The sequence below is a fragment of the Ruegeria sp. L11 genome, from assembly GCF_056531755.1.
In genome coordinates this window covers 241,586-257,731 of the sequence record NZ_JBQFMI010000002.1, presented here as the reverse complement: position 1 = coordinate 257,731, position 16,146 = coordinate 241,586, and the positions used below count along the sequence as shown (strand labels likewise).

19 protein-coding genes and 1 other RNA gene are annotated in these 16,146 nt (G+C 58.5%); 12 read left to right on the top strand and 8 right to left on the bottom strand.

Features of this window, described 5'->3' with window-relative positions; translation table 11 throughout:
* Positions 1 to 106 precede the first annotated feature (106 nt).
* Positions 107 to 823 (bottom strand): DUF533 domain-containing protein, encoded by a 717-nt coding sequence (locus ACR0CE_RS06190; RefSeq protein ID WP_480486393.1) that lies wholly within the window; start codon positions 821 to 823, stop codon positions 107 to 109.
* A gap of 278 nt (positions 824 to 1,101) precedes the next feature.
* Here ACR0CE_RS06190 and ACR0CE_RS06185 point away from each other — a divergent pair, with 278 nt between their 5' ends.
* From ACR0CE_RS06185 to ACR0CE_RS06175, 3 genes are all read left to right on the top strand, one after another.
* Positions 1,102 to 1,737 (top strand): DUF1326 domain-containing protein, encoded by a 636-nt coding sequence (locus ACR0CE_RS06185; RefSeq protein WP_480482006.1) that lies wholly within the window; start codon positions 1,102 to 1,104, stop codon positions 1,735 to 1,737.
* A 14-nt stretch (positions 1,738 to 1,751) separates the two neighbouring features.
* The gene (locus ACR0CE_RS06180; protein WP_480831482.1) at positions 1,752 to 2,594 is read left to right on the top strand and encodes a DUF2182 domain-containing protein; all 843 of its coding nucleotides are present in this window, start codon (positions 1,752 to 1,754) and stop codon (positions 2,592 to 2,594) included.
* A gap of 66 nt (positions 2,595 to 2,660) precedes the next feature.
* Complete coding sequence (locus ACR0CE_RS06175; RefSeq protein ID WP_209504623.1) at positions 2,661 to 2,993, top strand: GYD domain-containing protein; 333 nt, start codon at positions 2,661 to 2,663, stop codon at positions 2,991 to 2,993.
* Positions 2,994 to 2,999: 6 nt separating this feature from the next.
* On the opposite strand, the gene rnpB is transcribed toward ACR0CE_RS06175, so the two are convergent.
* The 5 genes from rnpB to gatC form a co-directional block, all read right to left on the bottom strand.
* Positions 3,000 to 3,397, bottom strand: an RNA gene (gene rnpB / locus ACR0CE_RS06170) — RNase P RNA component class A.
* 124 nt (positions 3,398 to 3,521) lie between these two features.
* A complete protein-coding gene (locus ACR0CE_RS06165) occupies positions 3,522 to 4,235 on the bottom strand; it encodes an N-acetylmuramoyl-L-alanine amidase (RefSeq protein WP_480831480.1) in 714 nt (237 codons plus the stop codon).
* A complete protein-coding gene (locus ACR0CE_RS06160) occupies positions 4,192 to 4,896 on the bottom strand; it encodes a hypothetical protein (protein WP_480831478.1) in 705 nt (234 codons plus the stop codon). The genes ACR0CE_RS06165 and ACR0CE_RS06160 overlap by 44 nt, the downstream gene beginning before the upstream one ends.
* 39 nt (positions 4,897 to 4,935) lie before the next feature.
* Positions 4,936 to 6,423 (bottom strand): Asp-tRNA(Asn)/Glu-tRNA(Gln) amidotransferase subunit GatA, encoded by a 1,488-nt coding sequence (gene gatA / locus ACR0CE_RS06155; RefSeq protein WP_480831476.1) that lies wholly within the window; start codon positions 6,421 to 6,423, stop codon positions 4,936 to 4,938.
* 3 nt (positions 6,424 to 6,426) lie between these two features.
* A complete protein-coding gene (gene gatC / locus ACR0CE_RS06150; RefSeq protein ID WP_267365979.1) occupies positions 6,427 to 6,714 on the bottom strand; it encodes an Asp-tRNA(Asn)/Glu-tRNA(Gln) amidotransferase subunit GatC in 288 nt (95 codons plus the stop codon).
* Between the two features lie 228 nt (positions 6,715 to 6,942).
* Here gatC and ACR0CE_RS06145 point away from each other — a divergent pair, with 228 nt between their 5' ends.
* Positions 6,943 to 7,101, top strand: coding sequence for a hypothetical protein (locus tag ACR0CE_RS06145; RefSeq protein WP_209504628.1), 159 nt, complete (start codon positions 6,943 to 6,945; stop codon positions 7,099 to 7,101).
* Positions 7,102 to 7,258: 157 nt separating this feature from the next.
* The gene (locus ACR0CE_RS06140) at positions 7,259 to 7,822 is read left to right on the top strand and encodes a DUF4202 domain-containing protein (RefSeq protein WP_480831475.1); all 564 of its coding nucleotides are present in this window, start codon (positions 7,259 to 7,261) and stop codon (positions 7,820 to 7,822) included.
* Positions 7,823 to 7,897: 75 nt separating this feature from the next.
* On the opposite strand, the gene ACR0CE_RS06135 is transcribed toward ACR0CE_RS06140, so the two are convergent.
* The gene (locus ACR0CE_RS06135) at positions 7,898 to 8,569 is read right to left on the bottom strand and encodes a ceramidase domain-containing protein (RefSeq protein ID WP_480831473.1); all 672 of its coding nucleotides are present in this window, start codon (positions 8,567 to 8,569) and stop codon (positions 7,898 to 7,900) included.
* A gap of 59 nt (positions 8,570 to 8,628) precedes the next feature.
* Between ACR0CE_RS06135 and ACR0CE_RS06130 the strand changes: the two genes are divergently transcribed.
* Complete coding sequence (locus tag ACR0CE_RS06130) at positions 8,629 to 9,321, top strand: metal-dependent hydrolase (RefSeq protein WP_480486404.1); 693 nt, start codon at positions 8,629 to 8,631, stop codon at positions 9,319 to 9,321.
* Positions 9,322 to 9,328: 7 nt separating this feature from the next.
* Positions 9,329 to 10,300, top strand: a complete 972-nt coding sequence (locus tag ACR0CE_RS06125) for an adenylate/guanylate cyclase domain-containing protein (protein WP_480831471.1) — start codon at positions 9,329 to 9,331, stop codon at positions 10,298 to 10,300.
* A 25-nt stretch (positions 10,301 to 10,325) separates the two neighbouring features.
* Here the strand turns inward: ACR0CE_RS06125 and ACR0CE_RS06120 are convergent, their stop codons facing one another.
* Positions 10,326 to 10,784 carry a nucleoside deaminase gene (locus ACR0CE_RS06120; RefSeq protein ID WP_480831469.1) on the bottom strand — a complete coding sequence of 153 codons (459 nt, stop codon included), beginning with the start codon at positions 10,782 to 10,784 and terminating at the stop codon, positions 10,326 to 10,328.
* Positions 10,785 to 10,845: 61 nt separating this feature from the next.
* Here ACR0CE_RS06120 and ACR0CE_RS06115 point away from each other — a divergent pair, with 61 nt between their 5' ends.
* From ACR0CE_RS06115 to ACR0CE_RS06095, 5 genes are all read left to right on the top strand, one after another.
* Positions 10,846 to 11,661: a pseudouridine synthase gene (locus ACR0CE_RS06115; RefSeq protein ID WP_480831467.1), complete on the top strand. Its 816-nt coding sequence runs from the start codon at positions 10,846 to 10,848 to the stop codon at positions 11,659 to 11,661.
* Positions 11,662 to 11,836: 175 nt separating this feature from the next.
* Positions 11,837 to 12,751, top strand: coding sequence for a 5-bromo-4-chloroindolyl phosphate hydrolysis family protein (locus ACR0CE_RS06110; RefSeq protein ID WP_267365963.1), 915 nt, complete (start codon positions 11,837 to 11,839; stop codon positions 12,749 to 12,751).
* Positions 12,752 to 12,781: 30 nt separating this feature from the next.
* Positions 12,782 to 13,972 (top strand): toxic anion resistance protein, encoded by a 1,191-nt coding sequence (locus ACR0CE_RS06105; RefSeq protein WP_267365964.1) that lies wholly within the window; start codon positions 12,782 to 12,784, stop codon positions 13,970 to 13,972.
* Between the two features lie 13 nt (positions 13,973 to 13,985).
* Positions 13,986 to 14,942 (top strand): DUF2927 domain-containing protein, encoded by a 957-nt coding sequence (locus tag ACR0CE_RS06100; RefSeq protein ID WP_480831465.1) that lies wholly within the window; start codon positions 13,986 to 13,988, stop codon positions 14,940 to 14,942.
* Between the two features lie 22 nt (positions 14,943 to 14,964).
* Entirely contained in the window at positions 14,965 to 16,110 is a 1,146-nt protein-coding gene (locus ACR0CE_RS06095; RefSeq protein ID WP_480831464.1) for an SPFH domain-containing protein, read from the top strand.
* The last annotated feature ends 36 nt before the right edge of the window (positions 16,111 to 16,146 follow it).

The following is a 16,146-nucleotide window of genomic DNA, read 5'->3' as shown; positions in this document are numbered from 1 at the left end:
AGGCAGGGGCCTTTCGGTTGAATTCCTATGAGCGTGCGCTTTTACGCGCTACGCCGTGCATGTCAAGGCCAATCGGACGATCCCAGCCCAGGAATCGGGCACAGGTTCAACCCGGTAACGTTGGCGCACCCATATAGCTGTGAATCTGGTCCCTTTCACTGTCCGAAAGACCCAGCGCAGTGGACAATTGCCGCAAATATGCGGCCTCACGATCATTGTCCAACCGTATTGCCGCCAGAGATGTCGCATAAATCTGCGTTCTGAGCGGTGCCCCAGAATCAGCTGCCAGACCCATGACGTCGACAGGTGCGTTCAGTTGTTCCTGCACGAATGCGCGTTCCTCGTCACTGATGTCATCGCCCAACTCTCCGAGGATCGTTTCTTTCTCGTGCTCGTCCAGCTCGCCGTCTGCCTTTGCCGCCTGGATCATCGCCCGCAACATGAGCTTGGCCTGAGCTTCCATGGCAGCCCCGGCTGGTGTTCCGCCAAACACCGTCTCCATCATGTCGGTGGTCTGCTGGCTGCCAGTTCTGGCCGCCCCCTGCATCGCATTCAAAAGCCCGCCAAGACCGGCGGCACCTGCGGCACCTGCGGCACTGCCACCCAGCCCCATCTTACCCATCATGTCCTGAAGGCCTGTCGCACCTCCGGGAAGGCCGAACTGTTCGGCCATTTTGCCAAGCTGATCCATACCAAGGCCGCCGCCTGCGCCTTGCATCATGTCCTGCAAGCCAGCCATTCCGCCCATTTTCTGGTATTTCTCCATCCCCTTCGCAGCCGCGAAACCAACTGCAACGGACGCAAGTGTCTTCATAAAGCTCATGACAATCCTCCCGGTTTTTCAAAATACGCCCCAGTTCTATCAAAGGATTGCAAAGGCGAATACCACGTTCAACCCCCACGGGATTCCGGACTGAATTTCCAAGCCGATGAGGACCAAAAGACAGTGAGTAAGTTTGTACATATCACGATATCGTGATAGGTTTGCCGCAACTGATACGTCCAAGAGGCCAACTTCAGGCTCGACGACCAAGGCAGTGTGAACAGGTAATGCCCGCGCGGAGCAGTGTTGTTTTACGCAGCTTTTCTTGGGGGGCTATCATGACAGAATGGGTTATTCAGGGCGAAGAACTGGCCAATTGTAATTGCAATTTCGGCTGTCCCTGCCAATTCAGCGTTCTTCCATCACACGGAAATTGCGAGGCTGTTGTCGTTTTCGACATCGAAAGCGGGCATTATGGCGATACTGATCTGGCCGGTTTGCGGGCAGCAGGTGTTTATCACTGGCCGGGACCGATCCACGAAGGCAATGGTCAGATGCAACTGATCATTGACGAAAGTGCTACAGCCGAACAGCGCGCAGCATTGCAGGCCATCATGACCGGCGAAGACACCGATGAAATGGCAACCATGTGGTACGTTTACAGTGCGATGGCCCCGACGAAATATGATACGCTTTTTGTCCCAATCGAATTGAACTGGAACCGCGATGATCGTAGCGGCTACGCCAATGTTCCGGGGGTCTTCGACGTCGAGGTCAGCCCGATTCCACATATCGTATCGGGCGCCGCGCACAGGGCATCGATCCAGTTGCCGAACGGCTTTGAGTACCGCCACGCCGAGGCTGCCTCGGGGTCGGCCAAAACAACGGGCGGCGAAATCAGCCTTACCTTTGATGCCACGCACGCCCATCTCGCACATCTGAACCTCTCGGGTCACGGTGTTCTGGGCGCGTAGCCGGAGACCCTCTCATGACCAGACAGAGTGCGACAGCCCCTGCCGGGGCGATTGAGCGGCTGTTGAGGCAGGACAATGCAATCGTGTTGGGCAGCGTCCTTCTGATCATTCTTGCTGCCACCTGGTACACAGTTGCCGGCGTCGGGATGAAAATGTCTGCGGTCGAAATGACCCGCATGGCAGGCCCGGTTGGGGAGCCCATGCAGATGGGTTCCGCAACCGCCTGGAGCCTCGGTTACACTCTGCTCATCTTCCTGATGTGGTGGATCATGATGATTGCCATGATGACCCCAAGTGCCGCGCCAGCCGTGCTTTTGTTTGCAGCGACAAAGCGCATGGGCCCTGAGAAAGAGCGCGCCGCAACGTTCAGCCTGTGTTTCCTGTTGGGCTATCTGGTGACCTGGGGTGCGTTCAGCCTGACGGCAACGGCATTGCAGTGGGGGTTGGAACATATCGGGCTGTCGAGCGGGCCGATGATGACAATCCGCTCTGGCCCCTTCGCGGGATGTGTTCTGCTGGCTGCCGGGTTCTATCAGTTTTCAAGTTTGAAGAATGCGTGCCTTCGTTACTGCCAAAGCCCCGCAAGGTTTCTGGCCGGTCACAACCGGCCCGGACCCTTCGGCGCGCTCAGAACCGGAGCCCTGCACGGCACGTATTGCCTGGGCTGCTGCTGGGCATTGATGCTGCTGCTGTTCGTCGGAGGGATCATGAACCTCCACTGGATTGTTGGCATTGCCGCCTATGTCGCGCTGGAAAAGCTTCTGCTGACAGCCCGGTGGCTGGTGCCGGTGTCAGGTGTGGCGCTTATCGGAGCAGGTCTTTGGCACATCGCGGCACCGCTGATCTCCGGCATCTGACGCAAGACGGCCCCCGGGGCGGCTGACTGAAAGGCCCTGTGATTTCTCGTTAAAAAGGAGGTACCAATGCCTGTTTTCATTACCTACGCAACTTATTCGCAAGCTGGTGTCAAAGGCATGTTGCAAAAGCCCGAGAACCGAACCGGCCCAGTGAAAGCATTGCTGGAGAAAGTCGGCGGTCGACTGCTATCCTTTTACATGACAACCGGCAGCAATGACGTGGTCGTGATCAGCGAAGCGCCGGACGGAACAGATGCTGTGGCGGTCGGCATGGCGGTCGCGGCATCGGGTGCGGTCACGAACATAGAAACGGTTCGGGCCTGGACTGCGGACGAGTTCGTTTCGGTCACTGAGAAAGCCGCAAGATTGGCGGGGACTTACACGCCACCCGGAGGATAAGTAGATACGCGCGGAGGGCCTGTAAGCCGGATCTTGTTCCGGGGTTGCCCCCTTCGATGACCATTCCTCTAGGCCGTGCATTGCTGCACGGCTCAAGCTGCCAACCCGGTCCCTCTCGGCCAAGACGCGCTTAGCGGCGGTATCGGCTTGCGCCGACCGGCCCGCGCGGGGACCCTATTTGGCATTGCTCCCGGTGGGGCTTGCCGTGCCGCCCCTGTTGCCAGCGGCGCGGTGGGCTCTTACCCCACCGTTTCACCCTTACCCGGGGCCGAGGCCCTGGGCGGTCTGATTTCTGTGGCGCTTTCCGTCGGGTTGCCCCGCCCGGGCGTTACCCGGCACCGTTGTCTTGTGGAGTCCGGACTTTCCTCTCGGGCATACGCCCCAGCGGCCATCCGGCCCTCCGCGCCCGGGCTGGGTAGGCTTTGTGGTCTGCGGCGTCAAGAGCTGACAGGCCCGAGAAGGGGCCAGCCCCTTCTTGGCCTGCGGCCAATTCAACCTCGGGATATTTTTGGCCAGATGAAGAGCGGATCAGGTTGTTGTGTCCGACGGGGTGACCGCATTCATATCCGCCATGTCCAGCGGACCTTTCGCCCAGGGGCGAAATCGCAACCGGACAGCGGCCAGCAGTTTTGCATCGTCCACGGGGGCGGTGAAACCTGCCATCCGAGCAGAGGCGCGAAATGCTTCTGCATCGGGTGACATCGGATCAACTCCTGTGCCGCGCGGTTTGGCCAGCGCTTGCTTTTCGAGCCTGTTCCAGTCGAAGCGCGGCCCAGGATCGCATTTACGACCAGGCGCCATATCGGAATGTCCAATGACCCCGGACGACGCAATGGACCAGCGGGTCATGATCAGGGGCAACAACTGTTCCAGCACCGCCATTTGCGGCTGCGAGAACGGATGTTTGCCGGTGTTATCCAGTTCGATCCCAACCGAGCGCGAGTTGATGTCGTCCTTGCCGTCCCATTCCCCTGCCCCGGCATGCCAGGCGCGATCTTCTTCACGCACCATTTGCCAAAGGGTGCCGTCATTGCCGATCAGGTAATGAGCCGAAACTTCGGAAGCCGGGTCGCATAGGCGATCCAGAGCCGCCTGCGCACCGTCCATGGCCGTATAGTGGATCACGATCAAGGATGGCACCATCCCGCCCCGACGCTTGCCGAAATTCGGAGACGGATGCCAGATCGGCGTTAAGGTGTCAGTTGTTAACGGCACTGCGGAACGGGCTGGGGTCCCAGCCACAGGCATAGCCGTCGCCATCCGGGTCCAGACCCTTGCGGTCACGTTGCGGACCGCCGTTGGACAGGAATTCGATCTGAGCCTGATCCGGTGACGGGAATTGCGCGCAGTTCCGCTGTGACTTGGCTTGCAGGTTGAAACCGGAACGGCTGTAGAGTTGTGTGCCCACCGGATTGGAGGTGCTCAGCGCATATTGTACGATATTCGGTTGGCCGCTCGCCGTGCGCTCAGGCACGGCGGTTGGAGCGACGACTTCGTAGGTCTGGCGGTTTTGCTCAATCCGGGCGGCATCGGATTGGATGCTGCGCCTCTCGGACACGGCCGCGAAGTCCTGCTCGTCAGAGATTGCGCTGCTGTTGGAGCCGGAAGACGGCGACGCGGAGACCGAGGATTGCCCGGACGTGCTGGCCAACGCTGCGGCGGTCTGGTTGGCGATGTCCGCATTCTCACCTGTTGCAAAGGTCGATGAACCCGGTGTGCCCAGTGGTTGCTGGGAAACATCGACCGGAGCCAGCAGCGGATTGACCGCCCCGCCCTGACCCGCCAATTGAACCTCGCGCTGCGCCTGATATTCAGGCGTGTTGAAACCCGTGCTGGTCAACGGCGCGACATTGGTGCAGGCCGCAGCCAGTGTCAGGGCCGGGACCAAAAGCAAAACACGCATTGTTTGGCTCCGTCTTCAGTAATTCACTTGCCCGAAGGCTTACCACCATTTGCCGGGCTTGGCCACAAAACCGGCTGCGTTTTCCAGCGCATAAGCGGTATTGAGCAAGTCACCTTCTTCCCACGGGCGCCCGATCAGCTGCAACCCCAAGGGAAGACCTTGTGCATCCAGCCCTGCGGGGACCGAGATACCGGGCAAGCCAGCGAGGTTCACGGTAACCGTAAAGACGTCGTTCAAATACATTTGAACAGGGTCCGCCTCGGTCATTTCCCCCAGACCGAAAGCCGCCGAAGGGGTTGCCGGTGTCAGAATGGCATCGATGCCTGCGGCGAACACGTCTTCGAAGTCTTTCTTGATCAGGGTCCGGACCCGGCGCGCGCGATTGTAATAGGCGTCATAGAAACCTGCGGACAGCACATATGTGCCGACCATCACGCGGCGCTGCACCTCGGGGCCAAAACCTTCGGCGCGGGTCTTTTCGTACATCTCGGTGATGCCATCGCCCTGCGCGAGCTGTGCACGGCGACCATAGCGAACACCGTCATAGCGGGCGAGGTTCGAAGATGCCTCGGCCGGAGCAATCACGTAATAGGCGGGCAGCGCGTATTTGGTGTGCGGAAGCGAGATGTCGACAATCTCGGCCCCCGCGGCTTTCAGCATCGCTGCGCCATCGGCCCAGAGTTTTTCGATCTCGGCGGGCATACCGTCCATACGGTACTCTTTCGGGATACCGATCTTCTTGCCCTTGATGTCACCGGTCAGCATGGCCTCGAAATTCGGGACCGCCAGTTCGGCACTGGTCGAATCCTTGGGGTCATGTCCGCACATGGTTTCCAGCATGATCGCTGCATCACGCACGTTCTTGGTCATTGGTCCTGCCTGATCCAGCGAGGACGCAAAGGCGACGATACCCCACCGCGAGCAACGACCATAGGTGGGTTTGATGCCCGTGATGCCAACGAAGGCCGCAGGCTGGCGGATCGAGCCTCCGGTGTCGGTACCTGTCGCAGCCAGGCACAAATCAGCAGCCACGGCAGACGCAGACCCGCCAGACGAGCCGCCCGGTGTCAGTTGCGCATCATCGTTGCCACGGCGCCACGGGCTGACCGCATTGCCATAGGTCGATGTTTCATTGGACGATCCCATGGCGAATTCGTCCATGTTCAGTTTTCCCAGCATCACCGCGCCTGCGTCGGCCAGTTGCTGAGAAACGGTGGATTCGTATTCCGGCTTGAACCCTTCCAGGATTTTCGACGCCGCCTGCGACGGCACACCCTTGGTGCAAAACAGATCCTTGATGCCGATCGGCAGGCCACACATCGACGGTGCGTCGCCACGCTGGATCCGCTCATCCGCAGCCTTGGCGCGCTCCATTGCAAGTTCGGGTGTCTTGTGGACAAAGGCGTTCAGCGCATCTGCCTCGTCAATGGCTTTCAGGCAGGCGTCGGTCAGCTCGACAGAAGTGACGTCACCTGAGCGCAGCGCATCGCGCGCCTCGGCCAGACCCAGTTTGTTCAGCTCGCTCATGTCTTACTCCACCACTTTGGGAACTGCGAAGAACCCTTCGCGGGCGTCAGGGGCGTTGGCCAGCACCTTGCCCTGCTGGTTGCCGTCGGTCACCTCGTCCTTACGGCGTTTCAGCCGCATCGGCGTGACCGAGACCATCGGCTCGACACCTTCGACATCCACTTCGTTCAGCTGTTCGATGAATCCGAGGATGGTGTTGAACTCGGATGCCAGCGCCGGCAGCGCGTCATCCTCGACCTTGATCCGGGCCAGTTTGGCCACTTTGGCGGCGGTGCTTTGGTCAATCGACATCGGCTTCCCTCATCTACGTTATGGGGCGTTTACCTGTCTGTCGCGGCAGTCGCAAGACCGCTGCGCCATGGGCCGTCCCGAGTTTAAGTTCCGCCGCATGACACCCGCCATTCAAAACTGAATGAGTGGTATGCAAAAAAGTAAACTAATTAGTTCAATATTGACCTTGAAAACTGAACTGTACTGTTCATTTCTAGTTGTGCGACACAACGCAAACCGGAGAAAAACATGAAACCCCTGATGATTGCCGCAGTCTTGTCCGCCACCTTTTTGGCCGCACCGGCCATGGCCTTGGGTATCGACACAAGCAACCTGACACGCACTTTGACCTTCCCCTCGCCCGTGACGGAACCGGTCACTCAGGACAAGGTTAAACCTGCAAAGTGATGCGCAGGTTACGGCCGGGTCGGATTTCCCCTCTCCGACCCGGCCAAAGCGCATATTCGAGGGTGCACAGCCCAAAGCGAGTCGTTAGCATTGCTGCAAATACCAAAAAGGAACTGCATAGGGCGCTTGCGGTTCTGACAAGCAAGTGGAGCAGTTGATGAACACGCAAAAACAAGCGGTCCTGGATGCCATCGATGCGGCGAATGCAAATGACCCCAACCGCGATGATGGCCGCCCCGAAGCGCAGCTTTACGGCGAGCGCATGAGCGCAGAGCTTGACCGCCTGTTTCCAGGCGCGTCCGACGCTTTGCAGATCGCGGCGCGTGGTCAACATGTGGAGCGGTGGAAGCTTGCCCGCAATGAATTCCCGGAAGGTCGGGCGGGTTATCTGGCCTGGCGCAAGGCGCAAGGTGTGCATCACGCGGACGTGGTGATGAGTTTGATGACCCAAGAAGGCTATGACGCTGAGCAGGCCGAAGCCGCGGGTCGCATGTTGCGCAAGCAAGGCATCAAACGCGATGCAGAGGTGCAGGCGCTGGAAGATGTGATCTGCTTTGTGTTTCTGAAATGGTATTTCCAGCCCTTTGCGGCGAAACACTCAGCCGAGAAAATCCAGAGCATTGTTGAAAAGACTGCCCGCAAGATGTCGCCCGAGGGCCGCGCACGGGTTTTAAGCGAATTCGACCTGCCGGATCATCTGGCCGCGGCCTTTCAAGACTGAGAAAAGGGCCGCGCCGTTTCACCGACCGAATCATAAGTCTGAAGGATGGTCACGACAGGCCTCCACGACATATGCTCATGATCCACGAGTTTGGGTGAAGCGGCCCCTGATGAGGGCCGCATGATACACTTCGATCATCCAGCCCAGTGTAATGGCATTCAGGATATGCCACATGAAATGTGTCCCCACCGGCCATTGAGCACAGAGACGCATATCGAGGGCACGGAAGGCAATCGACAGGATCAGGATCAACGCCCCGATTTTCAGCCCTTTGGCCAGAATCGGATCACGGTCGCGCAACGCAACAGCATAGATCAGGATCAGCAAAGCGACCGGCGCATAAACCGCCGACCCTCCAAGCCCCGGGACCATTTGGAACAGTGAGACAGCAGCCGTCGCATAGGGAAGAAAAAGAAGCATTCCCCCGAACGCCAACCCCGAAGGCATCTTCCAGATGTTTTTGTTCACCGCAAAGATATAGACCAAAATGAACGACAGTATGGGCGCGACATCCGCCAAAGCCGCCCATACCTGCGCATGCGTGTGGAACAGGTAACTGCCAAACCCGATGATCGCCAGAAGCGCCACCAGAACCTTGGCCAGCGGCATGTTCTGATTGCGCACGCGCCGCCACATGACCCATGCGCAAATCAGAAAAGCAGCGTTTGTGACCGCGTTAACGGGCTCGGCCCAGTAGGCTGGAGACAGCCGCTCGCAGTACCCGTCTATTTCACGAAACCAATCCATGGAAATTTACTTATCCGATGTTAGGCTGCCGCCAACAGAATGATTGGGAGGAAATAATTATGAACATTATCTGGTTGGGCCATGGAAGTTTCCGTATCGAAACCCAGGGACAGGTGCTGCTAATCGACCCCTGGCTGACCGGCAACCCGGTCTTGCCCGAGGAACAGCATGACGCCGCCGTTGATGGCGCCACCCACATCCTTCTGACCCATACGCATTTTGACCATGTCGTCGACGTTCTGCCTTTGGCCAAACACCTGAAGATTCCGGTTGTGGGACAATATGACCTGATGGGGTACTGGGCCGAAGCCGAAAGCATCGAGACCATTGGTTTCAACAAGGGCGGCACGGTCAACCTGAACGGGGTCAAGGTAACAATGGTCCCGGCCTCTCACAGCTCGACCTTTTCGACACCGGACGGCCTGCGCACAGGCGGCAGCGAGGTCGGCTTTATGATCAGTGCCGAGGGGCGCATGCTTTATGTTTCAGGTGATACCGACATCATGGCCGACATGGACTGGATGGGGGATTACTACAAACCCGATATCGGCATCCTGTCAGCGGGCGGGCATTTCACCATGGATATGAAAGCTGCCGCCTACGCCGCCAAAAGATACTTCAACTTCAAGACGGTAATTCCCTGCCACTACAAGACCTTCCCGATTCTTGAGCAATCCGCTCAGGCTCTGGCAGGTGCTTTGCCGGGTGTAGACGTCATCGAACCGCAGGTTATGCAGGCGATAAAGCTGTAGGGATGATATGACCAGCGACATTGTCCCTTCACCGGAACTGATCGCAGTTGTACGGCGATGGAATCAGGCCGTTCATGACAAGGATCGGGCTGTGCTGGTCAATATGCTGTCATCCTCGGAACACCTGCGGTATCAGGGCTCGGCGGATGAAGAGGCATGGTCCGGGCAGGTGTTTCGGCGTGGCTTCGCCGATCACACCAACGAAATCCCGGACTATGACTGGCAGGAACATTCGCTGGAAGCGTTTGAATGTGGGGATGTAGGCTGGGCATTTTGCGAAGCGACGCTGACCTTTCATTCGAACGGCAATTCAGCCTGGCACCGCTTTACATTTGTTCTGCATCTGGAAGACGGCGTCTGGAAAATGGTGCAGCTGCATGTGTCTAACCCGACCTCGAACATGGAAAAGATCGGCATCGAGCATTCGGTGTTGAATGCACTGATCGAAGCCGCAAAACAGGAGTTCACACAGGATCAGACCGAGGGAACCGCTTCGGTCATGTTCACTGACATTGTCGGGTCGTCAGATATCACCCGGCACTTGGGTGACAAAAAATGGGCCCAGCTTATTTCCGGTCATTTTGATCTGGCTGAACACCTTATCCAAGCCCATCAGGGACGGCTGGTCAAATCCCTTGGGGATGGCACGATGTCGATCTTCCCGACGGTCCAGGATGCGATTCAGGCAGCAATCGAGCTGCAAAGAAAGAACGCATTGGCAAATTCCGAAACACCTCTGGGTCTGCGGATTGGAATTCATACCGGCGACGTCATACAGAAAGATGAGGATTTCTTCGGGTCCGTCGTCAATAAGGCCGCGCGCGTGACAGACGTAAGTGGCCCGAATGAAATTCATGTCACCGACGTGACCAGATTGCTGGTCAACCCGGAGGGCGGTCTGAGGTTCAGTTCGCCAAAATCGGTTGCACTGAAAGGGTTCGGCGGGCAGCAGACAGTGTATCGCCTGGACTGGAATTGACAGTGGCCGTCCTGTCAGATCACGGTCATTTTTCTATTCGTTTTTCCGCGAAAAAATCCAGCAGCAGGTTTTCACATTCTTTGGCGGCTATGCCGTCATAGACCTCGGGCTTGTGATGTGCTTGCGGGTGGGAAAAAACCCGCGCGCCATGGGCCACGCCGCCGGATTTGGGATCGGACGCCCCATAGTAAACGCGCCGGATGCGCGCGGCCGCCAGTGCCGCTGCACACATGGCGCAGGGTTCCAGTGTCACATAGATATCATATCCGGGCAGTCTTTCAGATCCGGCATAGGTACAGGCCGCGCGCAAAGCCAAGATTTCTGCATGCGCAGTAGGATCGTTCAACTCACGCGTCCGGTTTCCTGCCTGCGCCACAACAGAGCCATCCGGCCCGACAATGACCGCGCCAACGGGCACTTCGCCGCGATCCGCTGCTGCGCGCGCCTCACGCAGCGCCTGTTCCATATGCGATTTGAATACCATGCCCCTGACTGCATCAGAAACCTGCCTTTCGCAAGCGCGCGGGATAGGGTATGGCCCAGACATGAACAAGACCCCTCCTCCCGGCGACCGGATCGCCAAAGTCCTGGCCCGCGCTGGCGTCGCGTCGCGGCGCGAGGCCGAGCGCATGATCGAAGCTGGCCGCGTGGCCGTGAATGGCAAGACCATCGACAGCCCCGCCCTGAACGTGACGGCGAAAGACAAGATCGTGGTCGACGGCAAACCGGTCTCGGAACCGGAACCCTCGCGCCTGTGGCTGTATCACAAGCCCGCTGGGCTGGTTACGACAACCCGCGACGAAAAAGGGCGCGATACGATTTTCGACAAGCTGCCCGAAGACATGCCGCGGGTGATGAGCGTTGGCCGGCTTGACCTGAATTCCGAAGGTCTGCTGCTGCTGACTAATGACGGTGCTATCAAGCGCAAGCTTGAACTGCCCGCGACCGGCTGGTTGCGCAAATACCGTGTGCGGGTAAACGGCCGCCCGAAAGACGAAAATTTCGAACCTCTGCGCAAAGGTCTGGTGATTGAGGGAGAGCGGTTCCAGCCGATGACCGTCACGCTGGATCGCCAGCAAGGGGCCAATGCCTGGCTGACCATCGGTCTGCGCGAAGGAAAGAACCGAGAAATCCGTCGGGCCATCGAAGATATCGGTTTTAATGTGAACCGTTTGTTGCGGGTTTCTTACGGCCCGTTCCAATTGGGCAATCTGAAGCCGGGCGAAGTCGAAGAAATCCGCCGCCGCGTTATGCGCGATCAACTTGGGCTGGATTCGGATGCCAAACCCGAAGCGGCCCCCAAACGCCCGACGCGACCACAAAGAAAACGCCCGCCCATCGGCAAGAATCCCCGCAAGTGATGCAGGTTCGGCAACCTTCCCCCTAGCGCCAAGCCTGCGTATCCCCTAAATTTTCTGTGATTGCTGCTAATTGGGGAGCGTGATGTCCGGAAGCGGAGTGCAAAAATTCGCCTACGCCGTATTGCTGGCGCTCTTGTTTGGCGTGTGCACAGGCGTGCTTGGGGGCTTGTAACGCATGGCAAAGCGATTTGGCGGCAAGTACAGCCCTCAGGATGATACGTCCGGCGACACTCTTCAGCCCCGTGGGCAATTCGATGGCGCGCGGGTCGAACCTGCGGGCGCGCGTGCCAATGTCCTGTTCATACCGGCCATCCCATTGGTATTTCTGTCGCTGAACGACGGCGCGATTGGCATGACCATAGGTCTGATCGCAGCTGGCCTGCTGACGGCAGCTGCGTTCTTGCTGCGCGAAGGTCTGCGGGCCGAAGCCGCGTTTAACGCCCGTAAGGCTGCCCGCCGGCCTGCGTTTCCCCGTAAAATCTTTGCCAGCCTTCTGACAGGTCTGGGCGCCGCTCTTGCGTCCTACCGGACCGAGTTTCTGAATGCGGAAGCGGTATCGCAAGTCAGCCTGCTAGCCCCCGTCTTGTTCGGCGTGGCAGCAACGGTGCTGCATTCGGCCTCCTTCGGGTTTGACCCGATGAAGGACAAGGGCATGGAAGGAATTGACACCTTTCAGCAAGATCGCGTTGCCCGGGTCGTTGAGGATGCGGAAAACCGTCTTTCCGAGATGACGGACGCCATCAAACGCGCGGGTGATCGCCGGATCGAAGCCCGTCTGGAACGGTTTCAGGACACCGCACGTGACCTTTTTCGAACGGTCGAGGAAGACCCCCGCGATCTGGCGGGCGCGCGAAAATACATGACGGTTTATCTACAGGGCGCGCGTGATGCGACGGTCAAGTTCGCCGATGTCTATGCCCGGACCCGCGATGCGCAGGCGATGACAGACTACGTCGCCTTGCTGGATGATCTGGAACAGAATTTCGCCGCGCGTACGCGGAAAATGCTATTGGATGACCGCAGTGATCTGACGGTCGAAATCGACGTGCTGCGCGAAAGATTGCAGCGCGAAGGCGTCCGGTTGGACTGACCGGCCATTATTTGAGCGAGGAACATCCCCATGTCCGATGAGATCAAAAACAAGGCGGCTCAGGCCGAAACACTGGTGCAGGAAGTCACCGCAGTTGCCCTGCCCGAACCAAAGGCCGAGGTTATCTCGCTTGAAGAAGCCGATGAACCCGTGAGTGCCGAGATCCGCAAGCGCATGGACGAGATTGACATGGGCAACACCAACTCGATTGTTGCTTTCGGGTCTTCCGCTCAGGCCGAATTGCAGGAAATCAGTCAGGCCATGCTTGCGGATGTGCGCAACAAGGATGTTGGCCCGGCAGGCGACAGCCTGCGCAATATCGTGACCACGATCCGCGGATTTTCGGTCAGTGAGCTGGACGTGCGCCGCGAGCGTAGCTGGTGGGAAAGGCTGCTGGGCAGGGCCGCGCCATTTGCGAAATTCACCGCTCAGTTTGAAGAAGTTCAGGGGCAGATCGACCGCATAACCGACGATCTTCTGGGGCATGAGCATACACTGCTCAAGGACATCAAATCGCTGGACCTGCTTTATGAAAAAACTCTGGGTTTCTACGATGAACTGGCGCTGTACATCGCGGCGGGTGAAGAAAAGCTGACCGAGTTGGACAGCCATGACATCCCCGAAAGGGAAGCCGCCGTTCAGGCCGCGCCAGAAGAAGAACAGGTGATGAAAGCGCAGGAACTGCGTGACATGCGCGCCGCGCGTGACGATCTGGAGCGCCGCGTGCATGATCTGAAACTGACGCGTCAGGTCACGATGCAGTCGCTGCCGTCGATCCGGCTGGTGCAGGAGAACGACAAGTCGCTGGTCACGAAGATCAACTCGACGCTGGTGAACACCGTGCCGCTGTGGGAAACGCAACTGGCACAGGCCGTCACCATTCAGCGCAGCGCCGAAGCTGCCGCCGCGGTGCGCGACGCCAACGATTTGACCAACGAGCTTTTGACTTCGAATGCTGCCAATCTGCGCCAGTCGAACAAGATGATCCGCGAGGAAATGGAACGCGGCGTGTTCGATATCGAAGCTGTCAAAAAGGCCAACGCAGACCTGATCGGCACCATCAACGAAAGCCTGGCCATTGCGGATGAAGGAAAAGCCAAACGTGCTGCCGCTGAGGCCGAGTTGCAGAAGATGGAGGCGGAACTGCGCGACACTCTGGCATCCGCCAAGGCGCGACGAGACGGGACCGGCGACAACGCCGGAACCGCTGTCCCCGGCTGAGGCTGAACTGGGCGTGCGGGATATTACATATCTGAAAAAGGCGCTGGGGATGGCGGCGTTTTTGGCTTTGGCCAATTGCGATGAAACACTGACATCCTCGATTGCGCCGCAAGCGCGCCCGGCGCCTGTTTCTGTTGCGGCGAATGCCTATGTACCGCCCTCTGCCGCAAGTCAGGATCTGGCGCGGTTTTACCAGCGTGTCGAACGCGACCTCTTGGTGCGGGGGTTATTGCGGACAGACGGGGGCGGGCCCGATACGCCCTATGACGCCCAGGATCTGGCGCGAAATTTCGAAGCGATTGCGTTCTACAGCGAATATCCGACCCAAAACGTTTCCATCGGGTCGCGCCAGACAGACGGGCAGCTCAGCCGTTGGTCGGGGCCGGTGCGCATCCAGACTGAGTTTGGGCCTTCCGTGCTGCCTGCTGTACGGGAACAGGATGCGGAACGGGTTCAGTCCTTTGCCTCGCGCCTGGCGAGGCTGACGGATCATCCGATTTCCGTGGTCTCCCGAAACGCAAATTTCCACGTCTTCTTCGCGGGCAAGGACGACAGCACCTATGTGGTGTCACGACTGAAACAGCTGATCCCGAATATCAGTCAGGCTTCGCTTGATCTGGTCGCAAATCCGAGATCGAATTTCGATTGTTTTGTTTTTGCCTCGGCGACAACGGCGTCTCCGTATAAATATGTACGCGCCGTTGCGTTGATCCGGGCCGAGTTGACTGATCTGGTCCGTCGCAGTTGTATCCACGAAGAAATCGCACAGGGGCTGGGATTGTCTAACGATAGCCCGGCAGCGCGCCCATCGATCTTCAATGATGATGACGAGTTTGCCCTGCTGACGAGCCATGACGAAAAACTGCTGACAATGCTTTATGATAAGCGGCTTGAGCCCGGCGAGACAGTCGATCAGGCCCGCCCCATCGTGCATGTCATTGCCCAGGAATTGATGGGGCAGCCGCTCTGACCCCAAGGACAGGAGAACCCAAATGGGAATATTCGATTTTCTGACCGGAGAATTCATTGACGTCATCCATTGGGTTGACGACACTCGCGACACCATGGTCTGGCGGTTCGAGCGTGAAGGCCATGAAATCAAATACGGTGCCAAGCTGACGGTGCGCGAAGGTCAGGCGGCTGTATTTGTGCACGAAGGGCAATTGGCAGATGTGTTCACGCCAGGTCTCTATATGCTTGAGACCAACAACATGCCGATCCTGACCACATTACAGCACTGGGATCATGGCTTTCAGTCGCCGTTCAAGTCCGAGATCTACTTCGTCAATACGACCCGGTTCAACGACCTGAAATGGGGGACCAAGAACCCAATCATGCTGCGCGACCCCGAGTTTGGTCCGACCCGCATTCGCGCCTATGGCACCTATACCGTTCGGGTCAAAGACCCGGCTAGGTTCCTTGTGGAAATCGTTGGAACTGACGGCGAATTCACCATGAGCGAGATCAGCTTTCAGGTGCGCAACATCATCGTGCAGGAGTTCAGCCGCGTTATTTCGGGGTCTGGCATTCCCGTGTTGGACATGGCAGCGAACACGGCTGATCTGGGCAAATTGATCGCGGCCGAAGTTTCCCCAGTGCTGGAAGGCTATGGGCTGGAGATGCCGGAATTCTACATCGAGAATATTTCGCTTCCTCCGGCGGTCGAGGCCGCATTGGACAAGCGGACCTCGATGGGATTGGCCGGAGATCTGGGCAAATTCACACAGTATTCCGCAGCAGAGGCAATGACGGCTGCGGCCAGCAACCCCAGCCAAGGCGGTGGCATGGGCGCAGGTCTTGGCATGGGAATGGGCATGGCGATGGCACAGCAGATGTCAAACATGGCAGCGGCCCAGCCAAGCGGCCCGTGGGGATCGCCCGCCCCCGCTGCCCCACGACCGTCAACTCATGCGGCCCCGCCGCCGCCACCGGTCGAGCATGTTTGGCATATCGCCGTGGATGGGCAGACCAGCGGCCCATACTCCAAAGCCAGGATGGGCCGAATGGCCAGCGAGGGCGATCTGACGCGCGACACTTATGTCTGGACCGCGGGCCAGGACGGCTGGAGAAAGGCCGGTGACGTTCAGGAACTGGCGCAACTGTTCACCATTCTGCCGCCACCGCCGCCGGGGGCCTGACCGAAGCGCGAGACTCCTCCATCTGACCTGACACTA